Consider the following 17,606-nt stretch of genomic DNA (forward strand, 5'->3'; position numbering starts at 1 on the left):
GTGCTGGGACCGCAGTCCCGGAGAACCGTGTTCCTTACTGAAGTTCGGTCTCGGCCTGGCTGAAGAACGCCTTGGCCGCCGCTGCCGGCTGCTGCCTGCCGAACCAGACGTCCTGCGTGATCCGGACGAGCAACTGCTGGATCTGCCCGTCACCGGCCGGCGGCGGTACCGGAGGCGGTCCGACCTTGGGGGTCATCTCCGTGATGTACGCCAGGATCTGCTGGTCGATCGGCTTGAGCGACGAGCTGATGGACTGCGCGATCGTGCTGTTCGGCGGGACACCGCGGCTGACGCCGAGGATCTTGCCCGCGTCCGGGTCGTTGATCAGGAAGTTGATCAGCGCGGCGGCTTCCTTCGGATGCTTGCCGCGGGCGTACGCGCTCAGCAGCATCGAGGGCTTGATGTACTGGCCCGCCTTGGCCGCCTCACCGGGGTAGTTGATGAGACCGATGTCGGTGCCGTACGCGGACGCGTTGCTGCTCGTGCCGAAGTCCATCGCCGCGACCTTGCGGATCAGGCCGTTCTTCGTCACGTCGCCGGTCGCGCCGGGCACGGTCACGGTCGGCTCGGTGACCGCCTTCGAGGCACGCAGCTTGGCCCACAGGTCCCACCACTGCACCAGGTCGGCCTCGGTGAAGGCCAGCTTGCCCTCGGCGTTGTAGAGAGCCTTGCCCTGCTGCCGCAGCCAGATCTCGAAGCCGTCCTCGAGGTAGCTGGCGTCGACGCTGCCGGCGACCTTCCCGCCGCCCTTGGCGCTCAACTGGCCGGCGAGCGCCCCGAAGGCGTCCCAGGTCCAGCTCGCCTCGGGCGGGTTGATGCCGGCCGAGGTGAAGAACGCCTTGTCGTAGACGACCACGCCGGTGGTCTGTCCGAACGGGATCGCGTAGCGCTTGCCGTCCCACTTGCCGGTGTCGGCCAGGACCTCCGGGACGTTGGCGAGGTCGAGCGTGCCCTGCCCGGTCTGGTCCAGATCGGCGAGGACGCCGCGGCTGCCGTACTCCGACAGGTAGCGGTAGTCCATCTGGAACACGTCCGGCGCGTCACCGCCCGCGGTCTGGGTCGCGAGCTTGGTGAAGTAGTCGGCGTAGCCGGTGTACGTCGTGGTGACCTTGATGTTGGGGTTCTTCCGCTCGAACGCCGCGACCGCGTCCTGCGTCACCTTGGCCCGGTTGGGGTCGCCCCACCAGGTGAAGGCGAGCGTGACCTGGCCGCCACCTTCCGAGCCGGAGGAGTCGTCGTCGGATCCACACGCGGCGGTGGTCGCCACCAGGGCGACGGAGATGGCCGCTACGGCCATGTGGCGCAAGCCGAAGCCGGTGCGCCTGGGTCGGTTGTCCTTGTCCTGCCTATGAAAATCAACCACGGCTCTCATCAACCTCCGCAGCCTCATCTGGTTGAGATCGTTAGCTCGGCACAGCATCGGGCCACACACGTTTAATTGTCAAGACATTCGGTTGTAACGGTAAGCGCTTTCACCAGGGGCGCAGGCTCGCGGAGGAGCGGCACGCTGCGACATTTAGGGACAAGATCCTCTGTCCATATCGGGCGATCAACCGCGCCTCAACGAGAAGCTGGACAGGTCCGACAAAGTACCGATGGCGGCGCGGCTCAGCGCACGACAAAGGCCGCCAGGTGCGTCACCGGACGGCCTGTGTGCCAGACGAGCGCGGTCAGCGGGACATGAGGCTGACCTCGAAGGAGTAGCGGGCGGCACGGTACACATGCGACCCGTGCTCGATCGCGCGACCGGCGTGGTCGTAGGCGGTGCGCTGCATCGTCAGCAACGGCGCGCCCCGCGTCTCGCTCAGCAGCCGCGCCTCGATCGCCGTGGCCTTGCGCGCGCCGATGGTCTGGTCGGCGACCCGCAACTGCACGCCGAACTCCCGGAGCACGTCGTAGAGCCCGCGCTCGCGCAACTGCTCCTCCCGGATCGGCGCCACCCTCGCCGGGATGTAGTTGTGCATCAGGGCCAGCGGCTCGTCCTCGGCGTATCGCAGCCGCTCGACCGAGATGACCTGCTCGCCCTCCTCGAGGTGGAGCAGGGCCGCGATCTCGCCGGGCGCCGGCTCGACGTCGAACGCGAGCACGTCGGTGCGGGGCCGGCGGTGCGCGCGGCGCAGGTCGTCATGGAGGCTGGTCAGCTCGACCTTGCGCCGGACCGCACTGTGCACGATCTCGGTGCCGACACCGCGCTTGCGGATCAGCAGGCCCTTGTCGACCAGGTGCTGGATCGCCTGACGCATCGTCGGCCGGGAGAGCCCGAGCTGGTCGGCCAGCGTCACCTCCGTGTCGAGCCGCGTGCCTGGCTGGAGCTGGCCGGACACGATCAGGCCCTCCAGGCTCGTCGCGACCTGGAAGTAGAGCGGCACCGGACTGAACCGGTCGATCGTGATGAGGCTGGCGATGCCCTCCACGTCGGCCTCCTCGGGGGCGTCATGCGGCATCCATGATAAGCCATGTAGCCGTTTCATTCGCACGTCAGTATGTCATAACAAACACTTGACACCGTCTGAGCAGCCCGGACACACTCCTGGCCATGCGCTTCGGACTCATCGGTGCGGGCCGGATCGGCGCGCTGCACGCGACGACGCTCGCCTCGCTGCCCGCGGTCAACGGTTTGGTCGTCTGCGATATCGATCGCGGTCAGGCCCGGGCGGTGGCCGACCGGGTCGGTGCGGTCGCCGTGGACACATTGGACGAAATGCTCGCCGCCGGCATCGACGCGGCGGTGGTCACCACGTCCACCTCGACTCACGCCTCCCTGATCCAGCAGATCGCGGCGGCCGGCAAGCCGGTCTTCTGCGAGAAGCCGATCGCGCCGGACGTCGCCGGGACGCGCGCGGTGCTCGCCGCCGTCCAGCAGGCGGGGGTCGCGCTCCAGGTCGGCTTCCAGCGGCGGCACGACCCGGGCATCGCGGCGATCCGCGCGGCGGTCGTCGAAGGCCGCCTCGGCGACCTGCACCTGTTGAGATCATGCACACATGACCCGGCCCCACCACCGGCCACGTACGTCGCCACCTCCGGCGGCATCTTCCGGGACTGCGCGGTGCACGACTTCGACATCGTCCGGTGGGTCACCGGGCGCGAAGTGGTCGAGGTCAGCGCCACCGGCACCAACCGGGGCGCGCCCTACTTCGCCGAGGCGAGCGACGTCGACACCGCGGCGGCCACACTGACCCTCGACGACGGCACGCTCGCGATCTGCACGGCGACCCGCTACAACGGCGCCGGATACGACGTCCGGCTGGAGGCGCACGGTTCGGCCGGCGCGCTGACGGCCGGGCTCGACGCACGCGCACCGCTGCCGCCGGCCGCGACCGGCGAGCCGTACACGGGCTTCGGCGAGCGGTTCCACGACGCGTACGCCGCCGAGCTGGCGGCCTTCTGCGACCTGGTCACCGGCACCGGCACCAACTCCTGCACCGGCGAGGAGGCGCTCGCCGCACTGCTCGTGGCCGAGGCGGCCGAACTCTCGCGTCGCAAGGGTCGTCCAGTTCTCGTCGAGGAGGTGCCGCGATGATGCGAGTGGCGGGTGCGCCGATCTCGTGGGGCGTCTGCGAGGTGCCGGGCTGGGGATACTGCATCCCCGCGGAGCGGGTCCTGGCCGAGATGTCCTCCCTCGGGCTGGCCGCGACCGAGCTGGGGCCCGACGGCTACCTGCCGGCCGACGCCGCCGCGCGGGCCGACCTGCTGGCGCGCCACGGCCTCGATGTCGCCGGCGGCTTCGTACCGGTCGTGCTGCACGACCCGGCGGTGGACCCGCTGCCCGGCCTGCTGCCCGCGCTGCCCGGCTGGTCCGGCGCGCTGGTGCTGGCGGCCGCCACCGGCGCCGACGGGTACGACGACCGGCCCGACCTGGACGAGGCGGGCTGGCGCACGCTGCTGTCCAATCTGGACCGGCTGCGCGCGGCGGCAGCGGAGCACGGCGTGCTCGCCACGCTGCACCCCCACGTCGGCACGATGGTCGAGCGGGAGGCCGAGGTGCACCGGGTCCTCGACGGCTCGGACATCCCGCTCTGCCTGGACACCGGGCACCTGCTCGCCGGCGGCACCGACCCCGCCGCGCTCGCCCGGCAGGCGCCGGAACGGGTCGCGCACGTCCACCTCAAGGACGTCGACGCGGCCGCGGCGGCCCGCGTGCGCACCGGCGAGATCAGCTACACCGACGCGGTGCGCGCCGGGATGTACCGCCCGCTCGGCGACGGCGACGTGGACGTCGCCGGCATCGTCGCCGCGCTGACCGCCGCGGGATACACCGGCTGGTACGTGCTGGAGCAGGACACCATGCTGGACGCCGCGCCGGCGGACGGCGCGGGCCCGATCGGCGACGTGCGCGCGAGCCTGGCCTACCTGCGGCAGGTCTCGGCATGACCGGGTTCGACGTGGTGGCGCTCGGCCGGCTCGGGGTCGACCTCTATCCCGAGCAGGTCGGCGTCGCGCTGGCCGACGTGCGGTCGTTCGCCAAGTCGCTGGGCGGCACCGCGGCGAACGTGACGGTCGCCGCCGCCCGCCACGGCCGGCGGGTCGCCCTGGTCAGCCACGTCGGCGCCGACCCGTTCGGCGAGTACCTGCGGGCCGAGCTGCGACGGTACGGAGTGGACGGTCGGTGGGTCACCCCCGTGCCGGACCTGCCGACGCCGGTCACGTTCTGCGAGATCTTCCCGCCGGACCACTTCCCCATCTACTTCTACCGGTATCCGGTCGCGCCGGACCTGCGCATCACGGCGGACGAGCTCGACCTCGACGCGCTGCGTACCGCCGGCGTGCTGTGGCTCACCGGCACCGGGCTCTCCGCCGAGCCGAGCCGCGCGGCGCATCTGGCCGCGCTCCGGGCGCGTGCGCGGGCCCCGCTGACGATTCTCGACCTCGACTACCGGGCGCGGTTCTGGCGTACGCCGGAGGACGCCGGCGAGGCGTACCGCGCCGCGCTGCCGATGGTCAGCGTGGCGGTCGGCAACGCCGAGGAGTGCGCGGTCGCCACCGGCGAGCGCGACCCGGAGAAGGCCGGCGCGGCGCTCCTCGCCCAGGGCGTGGAGCTGGCGATCGTCAAGCTCGGCGGCGACGGCGTCCTCGCGATGACCGCGACCGACCGGGTCCAGGTGTCGCCGATCCGGGTCGAGGTGGTCAACGGACTCGGCGCGGGCGACGCCTTCGGCGGTGCGCTCTGCCACGGGCTGCTCGCCGGATGGCCGCTGTCCCGGGTGATGTCGTTCGCCAACGCGGCCGGCGCGATCGTCGCCGGCCGGCTCGCCTGCGCCCCCGACATGCCAACGACAGATGAGGTGGAGGAGCTGGTGACGGCGATGACGACCGATGCGTGACGATGCGCTGCGCGACCTGGTGAGGGCGCGCGCGGAGCGTCCGGAGAGTATCGCCGCCGCGGCCGCCGCGCGCCGCCGCCGCCCGCTGGTCGGGCCGACCGGACGGCTGATGCTGATCGCCGCCGACCACCCCGCCCGCGGCGCGCTCGGCGTCGGCGACCGGCGGATGGCGATGGCCAGCCGCACCGACCTGCTGGACCGGCTGCTCGTCGCGCTCTCCCGACCGGGCGTGGACGGTGTGCTCGTCACCGCCGAACTCGCCGAGGACCTGATGCTGCTCGGCGCGCTCGACGACAAGGTGGTCATCGGCTCGATGAACCGGGGCGGCATCCCCGGCACCGCGTTCGAGTTCGACGACCGGTTCACGGCCTACAGCGCGGACGCGCTCGCGGCGGCCAACCTCGACGGCGGCAAGCTGCTGCTACGCATCGATCCGAGCGACCGCGCCAGCGCGGACACGCTGGAGGCGAGCAGCCGCGCGGTGAGCGGCCTCGCCGCGCGCGGGCTCATGGCGATGGTCGAGCCGTTCTGGGTACGGCGGGACTCGTCCGGCAAGCCCGTCAACGACCTCAGCCCGGACGCGATGATCCGGACGATCTCGATCGCCCAGGGGCTCGGCACCACCTCGGCGCACACCTGGCTCAAGGTCCCGGTCGTCGCCGAGATGGAACGGGTGATGGAGGCGAGCACGCTGCCCGCGCTGCTGCTCGGTGGCGACCCGACCCAGGCGCCCGAGGAGACGTACGCGGCGTGGCAGAAGGCGTTGCAACTGCCGACCGTACTCGGCCTCGTGGTCGGACGGACCCTGCTCTACCCGCCCGGCGACGACGTGGCCGCCGCGGTCGACACAGCGGTGAGTCTGCTGTGAAGTGGATACGGCGGCAGTGCGCCGAGGTCGCGCCGGACGGTGACCGGTGGCGGCACGCGGGGTTGCGCGTCGTCACGCTCCGACCGGGCGAGTCCATCAGTTGGCGTACGGACGGGACCGAGGCGATGGTCGTGCCGCTGGCCGGGGCCGCCGAGGTGACCTGCGACGGCGTGGAGTTCACGCTGAGCGGCCGCACCGATGTCTTCACCGCCCCCACCGACCTGTGCTACCTGCCGCCGGCCAGCCAGGTGAGCCTCGGCAGCGCCGGCGGCGGCCGGTTCGCGGTGGCGTACACCGAGGCCGAGCCCGGACTGGCGCCCCGGTACCGCGCGAGCGCCGACGTGCCGGTCGAGGTACGCGGCGCCGGGTCTGCGACCCGCCAGGTGAACAACCTCGCCGACGCGGAGACGTTCCCGTGCCAGCGGCTCATCGTGGTGGAGGTGCTCACGCCCGGCGGAAACTGGTCCAGCTACCCGCCGCACAAGCACGACGAGCACCGTCCAGATGAGACGGAGCTGGAGGAGATCTACTACTTCGAGGTACGCCGGGGCGGCGCCGGATACCAGCGGGTCTACGGCAGCTCGCCGGAGCGCCCGATCGACGTGCTCGCCGAGGTGCGCACCGGCGACGTCGTACTCGTGCCGCACGGCTGGCACGGCCCGTCGATGGCGGCTCCCGGCTACGACCTCTACTACCTGAACGTGATGGCCGGGCCCGGTGAGCGGGCCTGGCGGGTCCGCGACGACCCGGAGCACGCCTGGATCCGCGACACGTGGGCGGACCAGCCCGTCGATCCCCGCGTCCCGTTCTACCGGAGGCCCGCATGACCCGACTGACGGTGGCCCAGGCCCTGATCCGGTTTCTCGCCGCGCAGCAGACCGAACGTGACGGCCAGGTCCGGCGCCTCGTCCCCGGCTGCTTCGGCATCTTCGGCCACGGCAACCTCGCCGGGATCGGGCAGGCGCTGCGCGAGCAGACCGAGGCGATGCCGTACCACCTGTCCCGCAACGAGCAGGCGATGGTGCACACCGCCGCCGCGTACGCCCGGATGACCAACCGTCTCGCCACGTTCGCCTGTACGACCTCGATCGGGCCCGGCGCGACGAACATGGTCACCGGCGCCGCCGGGGCGACCATCAACCGGCTGCCCGTACTTCTGCTGCCCGGCGACGTCTTCGCGACCCGGGTCGCCGACCCCGTGCTCCAGCAGTTGGAGGCGCCCTACGCCGGCGACGTGTCGGTCAACGACGCGCTCCGCCCGGTGAGCCGCTACTTCGACCGGATCAGCCGGCCCGAGCAGCTCGTCGAGGCGGCGCTGCGCGCGACGCGGGTCCTCACCGACCCGGTCGAGACCGGCTCGGTGACGCTGGCCCTCCCCCAGGACGTGCAGGCCGAGGCGTACGACTGGCCGGAGGAGTTCCTCGCCCCCCGCATCTGGCACATCCCCCGGCCGGTGCCGGAGCCGGCCGCGCTCGCCCGGGCGGTCGAGGCGATCCGGTCGGCCCGGCGCCCGCTCATCGTCGCCGGCGGCGGGGTCGTCTACGCCGAGGCGACCGAGGCGCTCGCGGCGTTCGCCGGACGCACCGGCATCCCGGTCGGCGAGACCCAGGCCGGCAAGGGCTCGCTGCACCACGAGCATCCGTGCGCCGTCGGGGCGATCGGGGCCACCGGCACCACCGCGGCCAACCGGCTCGCCGCCAGCGCCGACCTGGTGATCGGCATCGGCACGCGGTACTCCGACTTCACCACCGCGTCCCGTACGCTCTTCGCCGCGCCGGGCGTGCGCTTCGTCAACCTCAACATCGCCTCGTTCGACGCGGCCAAGCACGCCGGGGACGCGATCGTCGCCGACGCCCGCACCGGGCTGGAGGCGCTCGACGCCGCGCTGGCCGGCTGGCGGGTCGACGACGCGTACCGCGCCGAGGCCGCCGAGCTGACCAGCGCCTGGAACGCCACCGTCGACCGGGCCTACGGCCTGGACCACAAGCCGCTGCCGGCGCAGAGCGCGGTGATCGGCGCGGTCAACGACGCCGCCGGCGAGCGGGGCGTCGTGGTCTGCGCCGCCGGCTCGATGCCCGGCGACCTGCACAAGCTGTGGCGCCCCCGGGACCCGAAGCAGTACCACGTCGAGTACGGGTACTCGTGCATGGGCTACGAGATCGCCGGCGGCCTCGGCGTGAAGCTCGCCGAGCCGGACCGCGACGTCTTCGTCCTGGTCGGCGACGGCTCGTACCTGATGATGTCCACCGAGCTGGTCACCGCCGTCGCGGAGGGCGTCAAGCTCATCGTGGTGCTGGTGGTGAACCACGGCTTCGCCTCGATCGGCGCGCTGTCCGAGACGGTCGGGGTCAACCGGTTCGGCACCTGGTACCGCGACCGCGACGGCGCCAACCTCCCCACCGACCTGGCCGCGAACGCCGCGAGCCTGGGCGCCGACACGGTCACCGTGCACGACATCGACGGCCTGCGCGCCGCGCTCGCCGACGCGAAGGCGTCCGACCGGACCACCGTGATCAAGATCGAGACCGACCCGCTCGTCCCCGCGCCCGACTCGGAGACCTGGTGGGACGTCCCGGTCGCCGAGGTCTCCGCCACTCCCGGCACCGACGCGGCCCGCGCCGCGTACGAGAAGGCGAAGCAGTCGCAACGCCCCTACCTGTGAGAGATCGAATGCGTACCCTCGAACACGTCATCGGCGGCGCGCGCCGCGCGTCCGCCACCACCCTCCCCATCTACGATCCCGCCACCGGCGAGGCGACCGGCGCGGTCAGCGTCGCCACCGCGGCCGACGTCGACGACGCGGTGACCGCGGCTGGCAAGGCGTTCGAGGAGTGGGGCGACGTCTCGTTGGCGCGGCGCAGCGCCGTCATGTTCGCCATGCGCGACCTGGTCGAGCGGCACACCGACGAGCTGGCCGGGCTCATCACCGACGAGCACGGCAAGACGCTCGACGACGCGCGCGCCGAGGTCGCCCGGGGCCGCGAGGTCATCGACTTCGCCTGCGGCGTGCCCAGCCTGCTCAAGGGCGCGTACACCGACCAGGCGTCCACGAACGTCGACGCGTACACGTTCCGCCAGCCGCTGGGGGTCTGCGCCGGCATCACGCCGTTCAACTTCCCGGTGATGGTTCCACTGTGGATGCATCCGCTCGCGATCGCCTGCGGCAACACGTTCGTACTCAAGCCGAGCGAGCGGGACCCCTCCGCGTCCGGGCTGATCGCGTCGCTCTACGCCGACGCGGGGCTTCCCGACGGCGTGTTCAACGTGGTCCACGGCGACAAGGTGGCGGTGGACGCGCTGCTCGACCATCCGGACGTCGCGGCGGTCTCGTTCGTCGGCTCCACGCCGGTGGCCCGCTACGTCCACCAGCGGGCCAGCGCGGCCGGCAAGCGGGTCCAGGCGCTCGGCGGCGCGAAGAACCACGCGGTCGTACTCCCGGACGCCGACCTCGACGACGCGGCCCGGCAGATCACCGCGGCGGCGTACGGTTCGGCCGGGCAGCGCTGCATGGCGATCTCCGCGGTCGTCGCGGTCGGCGCCGCCGCCGATCCGCTCGTGGAACGGCTCGCCGCGCACGCCCGGGACATCACCGTCGGCGCGGGCCGGGACGGGACGAGCCAGATGGGCCCGGTCGTGACCCGTCAGGCCCGCGACCGTATCCTCTCCTATGTGGACGGCGGTGAGGCCGGCGGCGCCACGCTGCTGGTGGACGGCCGGGATCTCGTGGAGCGACCCGGCTTCTACATCGGACCGTCCCTCTTCGACAACGTCGTCCCGGGGATGCCGCTCTACGATGAGGAGATCTTCGGACCGGTCCTCGTCGTGCTCCGGGTCTCCACACTGGACGAGGCGATCGACCTCGTCAACGCCAACCCCTACGGCAACGGCGTGGCCGTCTTCACCGACTCCGGCGTGACCGCCCGTCGCTTCCAGCGGGCCGTACGCGTCGGCATGGTCGGCGTCAACGTCCCGGTGCCGGTCCCGATGGCCTACCACTCCTTCGGCGGTTGGAAGGCGTCCCTCTTCGGCGACACACACGTCCACGGGCCGGAGGGCGTGGCCTTCTACACGCGGGCGAAGGCGGTCACCGTCCGCTGGCCGGGCAACTCCCCGCAGGCGGCGCCCGACCTGCGCTTCCCCACGGCGCACTGAGATCCCGCCGTGAGCCGCCCCATCCGCACCGCCATCGTCGGCGCCGGCAAGGTCGCGCGTGACTCCCACCTGCCGGCACTCGCCCAGCTCGCGCGGGAGGGCGAGGTCGAGGTGGTCGCCGCCGTCGACGTCGACGCGGCCGCCGTCGCCGCGGTACGCGCCGAGGCCGGGATACCGCACGGGTACACCGATCTGGAGCGCATGCTCGCGGACGCCTGCCCGGACCTGGTGGTCATCGGCACGCCGCCGGGCGTACACCGGGAGCAGGTGACCGGCGCGCTGCGGGCCGGCGCCTGGGTCTGGTGCGAGAAGCCACCGGTGCCGTCGCTCGCCGACTACGACGCGATCCTGGCCGAGGAGGGACCGGAAGGCGGGCCGTACGCGGCGTACGTGTTCCAGCACCGGTTCGGCTCCGGCGCCGCGCACGTACGGCGGCTGCTCGCGGAGGGGGGCATCGGGCGGCCGCTGGTCGCCCAGTGCGAGACCTCGTGGTACCGCGACGCCGCCTACTACTCCGTCCCGTGGCGCGGCCGGTGGGAGACCGAGGGCGGCGGACCGACGATGGGGCTGGGCATCCACCAGATGGACCTGCTGCTCCACCTGCTCGGTCCGTGGCGGGAGGTACGGGCGATCGCCGCCCGGCTGCGGCACGACGTGCGGACCGAGGACGTCTCGGTCGCCCTCCTGCGCTTCGCCGGCGGCGCCGTGGCCACCGTCGTCAACTCGGTGCACTCGCCGGCGCAGACCAGCCGCATCCGCGTCGACTGCGAACGGGCGACCGCCGAGCTGACCCACCTCTACGGATACCGCAACGCCGACTGGACGGTCACCGCGGCGCCGGAGGTGCCCGAGGCCGAGGCGGCGGCGTGGCGGGACTTCGGCGCCGACGTTCCCAGCTCGCACCTGCCGCAGCTGAGGGCGCTGGTCGCCAGCTTCCGGGCCGGTCGCCGACCACCGGCCAGCGGCGCCGACGGGCGGCACAGCCTGGAACTCGTCGCCGCGATCTACAAGTCGGCCTTCACCGGCGCGCCCGTGCTAGCCGGCGAGATCGCGCCCGGCGACCCGTTCTACACCGCCATGGACGGCGGCGCTCCCGTGCTCGACGCCGCCCCGGTCAGCCGAGGATAGGCAGCCACCGGTCCTCGTCGACCGGGACGGCCACGCGGGCGCGGCCCTCGTCCCGTCGCAGGGTCCGGCGTTGCACCGCGTGGCTGACGTCGGTGGTCGAGACGATCCCGACGAGGCGATCGTCACGGACCACCAGGGCACGCTCGTCCGCGCATCCGTTCAGCCGTGGCAGCAGGTCGTTGACCGCCTCCTGCGGTGTCGTCAGCGGCAGTTGGTCGGTGGGGCAGGCCACGTCCGAGACGCGCGTGCCGGCACGCCGCTCCGGCGGCACCTGCCGCACCCGGTCCAGCGTCACCAGCCCGACCGGCCGCCCCCGCTCGGTGACCGGGAACGCGCTGTGCCGGAACCGCCGGAGAAACTTGTCGTCGAACTCGGCCACGGACATGTCCGGTGGCACGGTCTCCGGCCGCGTGGACATCACCTCGTCCACACGCACCCCGGCCAGCGCCTCGATGACCATGCTCTGGCGCAGCTCGGCACTGGCCGCCACGGAGACGAATCCGCCCAGCAACACCAGCCACACCCCGCTGACGGCCTCGCCGAACAGCACCACCAGCACGCCGAACGCGATCAGGACGGCGCCCAGGACGTGCCCCGCCCGCGCCGCGATGGCCGCCGCCCGCGCCCGGTCACCGAACCGCGTCCACAGTGCCGCCTTGAGCAGGCGGCCGCCGTCGAGCGGGGCCGCCGGCAGCATGTTGAACACGGCGATGGCCAGGTTGATGACGGCCAGCCACAACAGGACGCCGACGAGCAGCCCGCCCACGCCGGCCAACGCGGTGACGAGCACGGCGACCGCGAACGCCACACCGATGAGGAAGCTGACCAGCGGACCGACGCCGACGATCCGCGCCTCCGCGGCGGGATCTCGCGCCTGCCCGCGCACCTCCGCGATCCCGCCCAGCATCCACAGCGTGACCTGCTTGACCCGCAGCCCGTTGCGCGTCGCGACGACCGCGTGGGCCACCTCGTGGGCGAGCAGGCCGGCGAGGAAGACCACCGCGGCGCACAGGCCCGCGAGCAGGTACGCCCACCACGGATAGCCCGGATACGCGCCAGGAAGGCTACTAACGGACAACCCCACCGTGATGAGTAGGAAGACGACCAGGACGCTCCAGTTCACGCCAATCGGCACCCCGGCGATCTGCCCGATCCGAAAACTCAGCCGCACCGGTACACGCACCTCCTTCCGCTCCCGCTGCCGGCTACCCCTGACAAATGCCACGAAACTCCGCCCGGCTGCGGGCCCTGAGGGCTGCGGCGTCCCAGCCATGCTCACGCTTGGTGACGCCGGTTGTGTACCTCGTCCATCAAGCTGTACGTGAAGTGGCAGCAGGCCCGGGCCGCCGACAACCTCGACGCGTACGTGCGGACGATGCTGGTCCGGACGTACGTGGACGAGCGGCGGCCGGCGGACGACGCGGCCGGCACCATCCAGGCGGTGGTGTGGCGCTGCCGGTGACTCCAGCACGTTGAGGGCGGCCGCCGGATCTCGCCCGGCGACCGCCCCTCGGGCCTCTGTCAGACGCGGCCGAAGAACCAGGTGCCGACGGCGTTGTCGTCCGCGCCGACGTAGAACTCGCGGACCGCCTCGATCATCTCGTCCAGCGAGAGCCGGCCGTCGCCGTCCAGGTCGAGCTGGTCGAAGGCGTAGTCGCTCTCGTCCGGCACGGTGCCGAAGGCCCGCTGCATCGTGGCGAACTCGTCCCGCGAGACGTAGCCGTCGCCGTCGGTGTCGGCCAGCTCCAGCACGGCCATCGCGCCTGGGCGGAAGTGCTGGTCGAACCCGCCGTCCGGGCCGCCGAAGCCGGCGAGCATGCCGTCCCGGTACTCCGCCGGGCTCAGCCGCCGGTCGCCGTCGGCGTCGAGGGCGGTGGCGAGCGCGGTCCAGAAGGTGCCGAACCCGTCGGCGATCTTCCGGGCCCGCGGGTCGTCGTGGCCGACGCCGAAGTTGGCCAGGAGCCGGACGCCCAGAGCGGTGAGGTCCTGCTCCTCGACGTAGCCGTTCCGGTTGACGTCCAGGTGGTGGAATGCCTTGTCGAGCTTGCGCTGCTGGAGGATTGTCGCCATGCCGGAAAAATATGGCTTCTGGCACACCTCCGTCGATAGTGGACACCCGTCCGTGTGTCACCCCAAAGGAAGGCGGCGGTTCAGGCGTCGCGGCGGCGGAGCACGAGCCAGCCGCCGAGCAGGGAGGCCGCCATCCAGAGGGCGAGCAGCCCCAGCCCGGTGCAAGGGCCGTAGTCGCGGGCCCAGCGCGGATCGTCCTGCGGGCCGGCCAGGTGCATGATGACCCAGCCGGTCTGGTCGGGCAGGTACTGCGTCACCGAGCGGATCGCCGGGATGTTGCCCAGCCCCTTACGCGACGCCGGCACGCTCCGCTGACCCGCGTGTGCGGCGGATCGCCCTCCGATGTGGTGCAGAGTGGAGACCATGAGTGTCGAGGTAGCGCCCCCGCGCAGCGGCCCGGACCGCAAGCGCGACACCCTGGCCCGGCTGGCCAACGACATCGACGTGTGGGTCTCCACCGCCGGCCCGGACGGCGTGCCGTACCTGGTGCCGCTCTCGTTCAGCTGGATCGCCGGCGGGCTGCTGCTCGCCACCCCAGAGAAGAGCGTCACCGGCCGCAACCTGCGCGCCTCCGGCGTCGCCCACCTCGCGCTCGGCCCCACTCGCGACGTGGTGCTGGTCGAGGGCACGGTGACCGCGTACAGCCGCGAGGAGGTTCCGGCCGAGCTGGCCGAGCGGTTCGCCCGCGAGCACTGGGACGCCCGCGAGAGCAAGCCGCCGTACGGCTACTTCCTGGTCACGCCGCGTCGCATCCGGGCCTGGCGGGAGGAGAACGAACTCACCGGCCGCGAGATCATGCGCGACGGCGAGTGGCTGGTGTGAGCGTGCGGGCCGGGATCGTCATCCTGCCGGACCAGCGGTGGGCCGACTCGGTGGGGCGGTGGCGGCGGGCCGAGGAGTACGGCTTCGCGCACGCCTGGACGTACGACCACATCGGCTGGCGCGACCTGGTCGAGGGGCCGTGGTTCGACGCGGTGCCCACGCTCACCGCGGCCGCGGCGGTGACTTCGCGGATCCGGCTCGGCACGATGGTCGCCTCGCCCAACTTCCGGCATCCGGTGCACTTCGCCCGCGAGGTGACCGCGCTGGACGACATCTCCGGCGGCCGCATGGTGCTCGGCGTCGGCGCGGGCGGCGTGGCCGGCTTCGACAACACGGTGCTCGGTGGCGAGGCGCTGCCGCCGCGGGCGCGGGTCGACCGGTTCACCGAGTTCCTGGAGGTGCTCGACCCGCTGCTCCGCGACGAGCGGGTCACCTATCGGGGGCGCTACTACACCGCCGTCGACGCGCGCGGCACGCCCGGCTGCGTCCAGGCGCCCCGCGTGCCGTTCGTGGTCGCCGCGCTCGGGCCCCGCTCGATGCGGCTCGCCGCCCGCTTCGGCACCGGCTGGGTCACCACCGTCGGCCGGCACGCCTCGCCGGACGCGTGGTGGCGGGCGGCCGGGGAGGCGTGCCGGCGCTTCGCGGAGACACTCGCCGCCACCGGACGAGATCCGTCCACAGTAGACCGGATGGTGTCGCTGGACAGCGGTCCGGTCTACGGCCTCTCCAGCGCGGCCTACTTCGCCGACGCGGTGGGCCGGGCACGCGAGTGCGGCTTCACCGACGTGCTGGTGCACTGGCCGCGCGCGGAGGGCTGGTACGCCGGCGACGAGGCGGTGCTGGAGGAGGTCGCCGCGACGGTACTCCCGACGCTCTGAGCCGCTCGGCGGTTACGCGGCGTCGACCGGGGACGGGCGCCGGCGCCACCGGGCCGGGAGCGTGACCCGCCGGTTGACCAGCCGCATGCAGGGCACCTCGACCCACCGGTGCAGGGCGTAGGCGAGCACGTACGACACCAGCAGCATCCCGGCGGCGATGCCCAGCGCCGGCCAGAGCGCCCACGGGCCGCGCAGGTCGAACAGCTCGGTCGCGGTGACGACGATCGTGAGGTGGACGAGGAAGAACGCGTACGACACCTCGCCCAGGTGCACCGCGATCGGATGGCGCCACGGGGACCGCTCGCCACGCAGGTCGGCACGGGCGGCGGCGGGGATGAGCAGCGCCGTGCCGACGATGACGGCGGCGGTGTCCCGGGTCACCGCGGGCGCCAGGCCCACCGCGAGGTAGTTGGCCGCGAAGAGCACCGTGGCCACGCGCAGCCCGGGCCCGCGCCAGGCGCCGGCGAGCACCAGCCTGGCCAGCACGATGCCGAGCGCGAACTCGGTCATCCGGGTCACCGGGAAGACGTACACGAACCAGCGCTCGTGCTCGGGCGCCACCGCCACCGTGGCGATCCACGGCATCGCCCAGGTGAGCGCGATCAGCGCGGCCCCGGTCGCGTACAGCGCGGCGGGCCCCAGCCGCCGCAGCCCGGCGTACAGCAGCGGGAAGCACAGGTAGAAGAACATCTCGCCGGAGAGCGACCAGCCGACCGGGTTGATCCCCAGGTAGACGAAGTCCTGCGTGTACCAGCCGTGCAGCAGCACCGCGGCCGAGCCGAGCGGCTCCCAGAAGATCGGCGGTATCCGGTCGGTGACGTAGAGCGAGCCCACCGCCAGGGCGAGCGCGACCAGGTACGCCGGGTAGATCCGGGCGACCCGCCCCTGCCACAGACGCAGCGGCCCGCGGTCGGGGCGCGCGGACCAGGCGAGCACGAAGCCGGAGAGCACGAAGAAGAAGGAGACGCCCAGGTCACCGGCGTCGAAGAGCAGCTTGGCGGCGCGCTGCGCGAACGGGTCGGTGAGCTTCACGAACGAGTAGACGTGCAGCCCGAAGACCGCGAACGCCGCCGCGAAACGCAGACCGGTCAGCGAGGGCAGTCGGGACACAACGACCGACCCTACCGAATCCGGCCGGACCCGGCCCGATGGCGGCACACCGTGCACGGCGGGCGGCCCCCAGGCGGAAGGACGTCACACACGCAGAAGGAGAGGCCGCCACGGGGGAAGCGGCCTCTCCAGCTACCAGGTTACCCCGGTTCCGGCCGCCGTGGGGGGCACCGTTTGTTGAGTTACCGCTCAGTTGTCGGTTGCCCGACAGACCGAATGTGACCTGGCCTGTCGGGCATCCCGCCAGGTGACCGGAGTGGCTAGAGTGACACGCCGACACTGCATACGAAGGCGGACAGGAAGGCCGGTCACCGTGTCATACGACACCGCGCCGCCCGGTCCCGCACGGCCGTCGCACGCCGGTGCGGTGGTCAAGCGGTTGAGCCGGGAGTACGGCTGGCTGATCGCCGCCGTCGGGCTCGGCGCGCTGGTGCTGCTCTGTTCGGTGCCCTTCGTCTCCGGCTCGGGACTCACCTGGAACTCGGCCGACCCGCTCGCCGCCCCCGTCGACGTGCCTCGTCCGGCGGGCAGCGCCCCGGCGTTCGTACCCCCTCCTGACGCACCACCGACCAGCGCCGCGCCGACCGCGACGGCCACCACTCCCGCACCGTCGCCCTCCGTGGCCGCGACGACGCGGCGGCCCGCGGTCCGCACGAGCGGCCCCACGCCTCCCCCGCCCACGACGGCGGCGCCGTCCCCGGCGCCGCCGAGGGCACCGGTGGCGCTGGGGCCGGACGGCGGCTGGCTGGGGCTGTGGCAGATGCTGCGGGAGTACTGCGACCGGCAGTACCGCACGCGGGAGGCGCAGTTGCGGCACGGCACCGGTCGGGCGGAGAACAACTGGGAGTGCCGCCGCGAGGGCGCCGACGACCCGCTGATCGACATGAGCGCGGCCTGCAAGCTCAGATACGGCGGTGTGGCCTTCGCCCAGTTCAGCGACCGCGACGACGCCTTCTCCTGGCGCTGCTACCGCAACTGACCTTCGGGGCCGCCCAGCGCGGACGGGCGGCTGGCCGCCACAGGCGGCGTTCCCAGTAACCGTCCACCCTGGACACCGTCCGACGAATGGAGCCGGGCGAGTGGCATCCAGTGCCACCCGCCCGGGAGTCTGTGTCGGGGTGGTGGGCCGGACCGGACCGCTGCGTTGGCCAGTCCGGCCGGCCCACCACTGGCTGGCCTGACCGTGGGAATCAGGCCGCCCGCTGGCCTAACCGTGGGGGAATCAGGCCGTCTTTCCGGCCCGATTGTGGGGATCGG

Annotated in this window: 18 protein-coding genes; 12 read left to right on the top strand and 6 right to left on the bottom strand. The window is 72.6% G+C overall.

Annotation, left to right across the window (positions count from 1 at the left end; translation table 11 throughout):
- Positions 1-34 precede the first annotated feature (34 nt).
- The gene (locus ACFFIA_RS30420) at positions 35-1,297 is read right to left on the bottom strand and encodes an ABC transporter substrate-binding protein (RefSeq protein ID WP_377257385.1); all 1,263 of its coding nucleotides are present in this window, start codon (positions 1,295-1,297) and stop codon (positions 35-37) included.
- Between the two features lie 373 nt (positions 1,298-1,670).
- Positions 1,671-2,444, bottom strand: coding sequence for a GntR family transcriptional regulator (locus ACFFIA_RS30425; protein ID WP_377257387.1), 774 nt, complete (start codon positions 2,442-2,444; stop codon positions 1,671-1,673).
- Between the two features lie 92 nt (positions 2,445-2,536).
- Here ACFFIA_RS30425 and ACFFIA_RS30430 point away from each other — a divergent pair, with 92 nt between their 5' ends.
- From ACFFIA_RS30430 to ACFFIA_RS30465, 8 genes are read left to right on the top strand one after another with little or no spacing between them, the layout of a single operon-like run.
- Positions 2,537-3,520, top strand: coding sequence for a Gfo/Idh/MocA family protein (locus tag ACFFIA_RS30430; RefSeq protein WP_377257389.1), 984 nt, complete (start codon positions 2,537-2,539; stop codon positions 3,518-3,520).
- Positions 3,517-4,371: a TIM barrel protein gene (locus tag ACFFIA_RS30435; RefSeq protein ID WP_377257391.1), complete on the top strand. Its 855-nt coding sequence runs from the start codon at positions 3,517-3,519 to the stop codon at positions 4,369-4,371. Before ACFFIA_RS30430 ends, ACFFIA_RS30435 begins: the two co-directional genes overlap by 4 nt.
- Positions 4,368-5,321: a 5-dehydro-2-deoxygluconokinase gene (gene iolC, locus ACFFIA_RS30440; RefSeq protein WP_377257393.1), complete on the top strand. Its 954-nt coding sequence runs from the start codon at positions 4,368-4,370 to the stop codon at positions 5,319-5,321. The genes ACFFIA_RS30435 and iolC overlap by 4 nt, the downstream gene beginning before the upstream one ends.
- On the top strand, positions 5,314-6,189 hold the full coding sequence (locus ACFFIA_RS30445; protein WP_377257395.1) for a Cgl0159 family (beta/alpha)8-fold protein: 876 nt from the start codon (positions 5,314-5,316) through the stop codon (positions 6,187-6,189). Before iolC ends, ACFFIA_RS30445 begins: the two co-directional genes overlap by 8 nt.
- On the top strand, positions 6,186-7,016 hold the full coding sequence (gene iolB, locus ACFFIA_RS30450; RefSeq protein WP_377257397.1) for a 5-deoxy-glucuronate isomerase: 831 nt from the start codon (positions 6,186-6,188) through the stop codon (positions 7,014-7,016). Before ACFFIA_RS30445 ends, iolB begins: the two co-directional genes overlap by 4 nt.
- Positions 7,013-8,851, top strand: coding sequence for a 3D-(3,5/4)-trihydroxycyclohexane-1,2-dione acylhydrolase (decyclizing) (iolD, locus tag ACFFIA_RS30455; RefSeq protein WP_377257398.1), 1,839 nt, complete (start codon positions 7,013-7,015; stop codon positions 8,849-8,851). The genes iolB and iolD overlap by 4 nt, the downstream gene beginning before the upstream one ends.
- An 8-nt stretch (positions 8,852-8,859) precedes the next feature.
- Positions 8,860-10,341, top strand: a complete 1,482-nt coding sequence (locus ACFFIA_RS30460) for a CoA-acylating methylmalonate-semialdehyde dehydrogenase (protein WP_377257400.1) — start codon at positions 8,860-8,862, stop codon at positions 10,339-10,341.
- Between the two features lie 9 nt (positions 10,342-10,350).
- A complete protein-coding gene (locus ACFFIA_RS30465; protein ID WP_377257402.1) occupies positions 10,351-11,469 on the top strand; it encodes a Gfo/Idh/MocA family protein in 1,119 nt (372 codons plus the stop codon).
- Here the strand turns inward: ACFFIA_RS30465 and ACFFIA_RS30470 are convergent.
- The gene (locus tag ACFFIA_RS30470) at positions 11,456-12,640 is read right to left on the bottom strand and encodes a site-2 protease family protein (RefSeq protein ID WP_377257404.1); all 1,185 of its coding nucleotides are present in this window, start codon (positions 12,638-12,640) and stop codon (positions 11,456-11,458) included. The genes ACFFIA_RS30465 and ACFFIA_RS30470 overlap by 14 nt on opposite strands.
- A 123-nt stretch (positions 12,641-12,763) precedes the next feature.
- Here ACFFIA_RS30470 and ACFFIA_RS30475 point away from each other — a divergent pair, with 123 nt between their 5' ends.
- Positions 12,764-12,931 (top strand): hypothetical protein, encoded by a 168-nt coding sequence (locus ACFFIA_RS30475; protein WP_377257406.1) that lies wholly within the window; start codon positions 12,764-12,766, stop codon positions 12,929-12,931.
- A gap of 59 nt (positions 12,932-12,990) precedes the next feature.
- Here the strand turns inward: ACFFIA_RS30475 and ACFFIA_RS30480 are convergent, their stop codons facing one another.
- A complete protein-coding gene (locus tag ACFFIA_RS30480) occupies positions 12,991-13,539 on the bottom strand; it encodes an EF-hand domain-containing protein (RefSeq protein ID WP_377257408.1) in 549 nt (182 codons plus the stop codon).
- An 80-nt stretch (positions 13,540-13,619) separates the two neighbouring features.
- On the bottom strand, positions 13,620-13,844 hold the full coding sequence (locus ACFFIA_RS30485) for a hypothetical protein (RefSeq protein ID WP_377257410.1): 225 nt from the start codon (positions 13,842-13,844) through the stop codon (positions 13,620-13,622).
- A 58-nt stretch (positions 13,845-13,902) separates the two neighbouring features.
- Between ACFFIA_RS30485 and ACFFIA_RS30490 the strand changes: the two genes are divergently transcribed.
- Positions 13,903-14,361 carry a pyridoxamine 5'-phosphate oxidase family protein gene (locus ACFFIA_RS30490; protein WP_377257412.1) on the top strand — a complete coding sequence of 153 codons (459 nt, stop codon included), beginning with the start codon at positions 13,903-13,905 and terminating at the stop codon, positions 14,359-14,361.
- Positions 14,358-15,239 carry an LLM class flavin-dependent oxidoreductase gene (locus tag ACFFIA_RS30495; protein ID WP_377257456.1) on the top strand — a complete coding sequence of 294 codons (882 nt, stop codon included), beginning with the start codon at positions 14,358-14,360 and terminating at the stop codon, positions 15,237-15,239. The genes ACFFIA_RS30490 and ACFFIA_RS30495 overlap by 4 nt, the downstream gene beginning before the upstream one ends.
- A 12-nt stretch (positions 15,240-15,251) precedes the next feature.
- On the opposite strand, the gene ACFFIA_RS30500 is transcribed toward ACFFIA_RS30495, so the two are convergent.
- Positions 15,252-16,349, bottom strand: a complete 1,098-nt coding sequence (locus ACFFIA_RS30500) for an acyltransferase family protein (RefSeq protein WP_377257414.1) — start codon at positions 16,347-16,349, stop codon at positions 15,252-15,254.
- 313 nt (positions 16,350-16,662) lie between these two features.
- Here ACFFIA_RS30500 and ACFFIA_RS30505 point away from each other — a divergent pair, with 313 nt between their 5' ends.
- The gene (locus ACFFIA_RS30505) at positions 16,663-17,328 is read left to right on the top strand and encodes a hypothetical protein (protein ID WP_377257416.1); all 666 of its coding nucleotides are present in this window, start codon (positions 16,663-16,665) and stop codon (positions 17,326-17,328) included.
- Positions 17,329-17,606 lie beyond the last annotated feature (278 nt).

The sequence above is a fragment of the Phytohabitans kaempferiae genome (assembly GCF_042433955.1).
In the GTDB taxonomy this organism is placed as follows: Bacteria; Actinomycetota; Actinomycetes; order Mycobacteriales; family Micromonosporaceae; genus Phytohabitans; species Phytohabitans kaempferiae.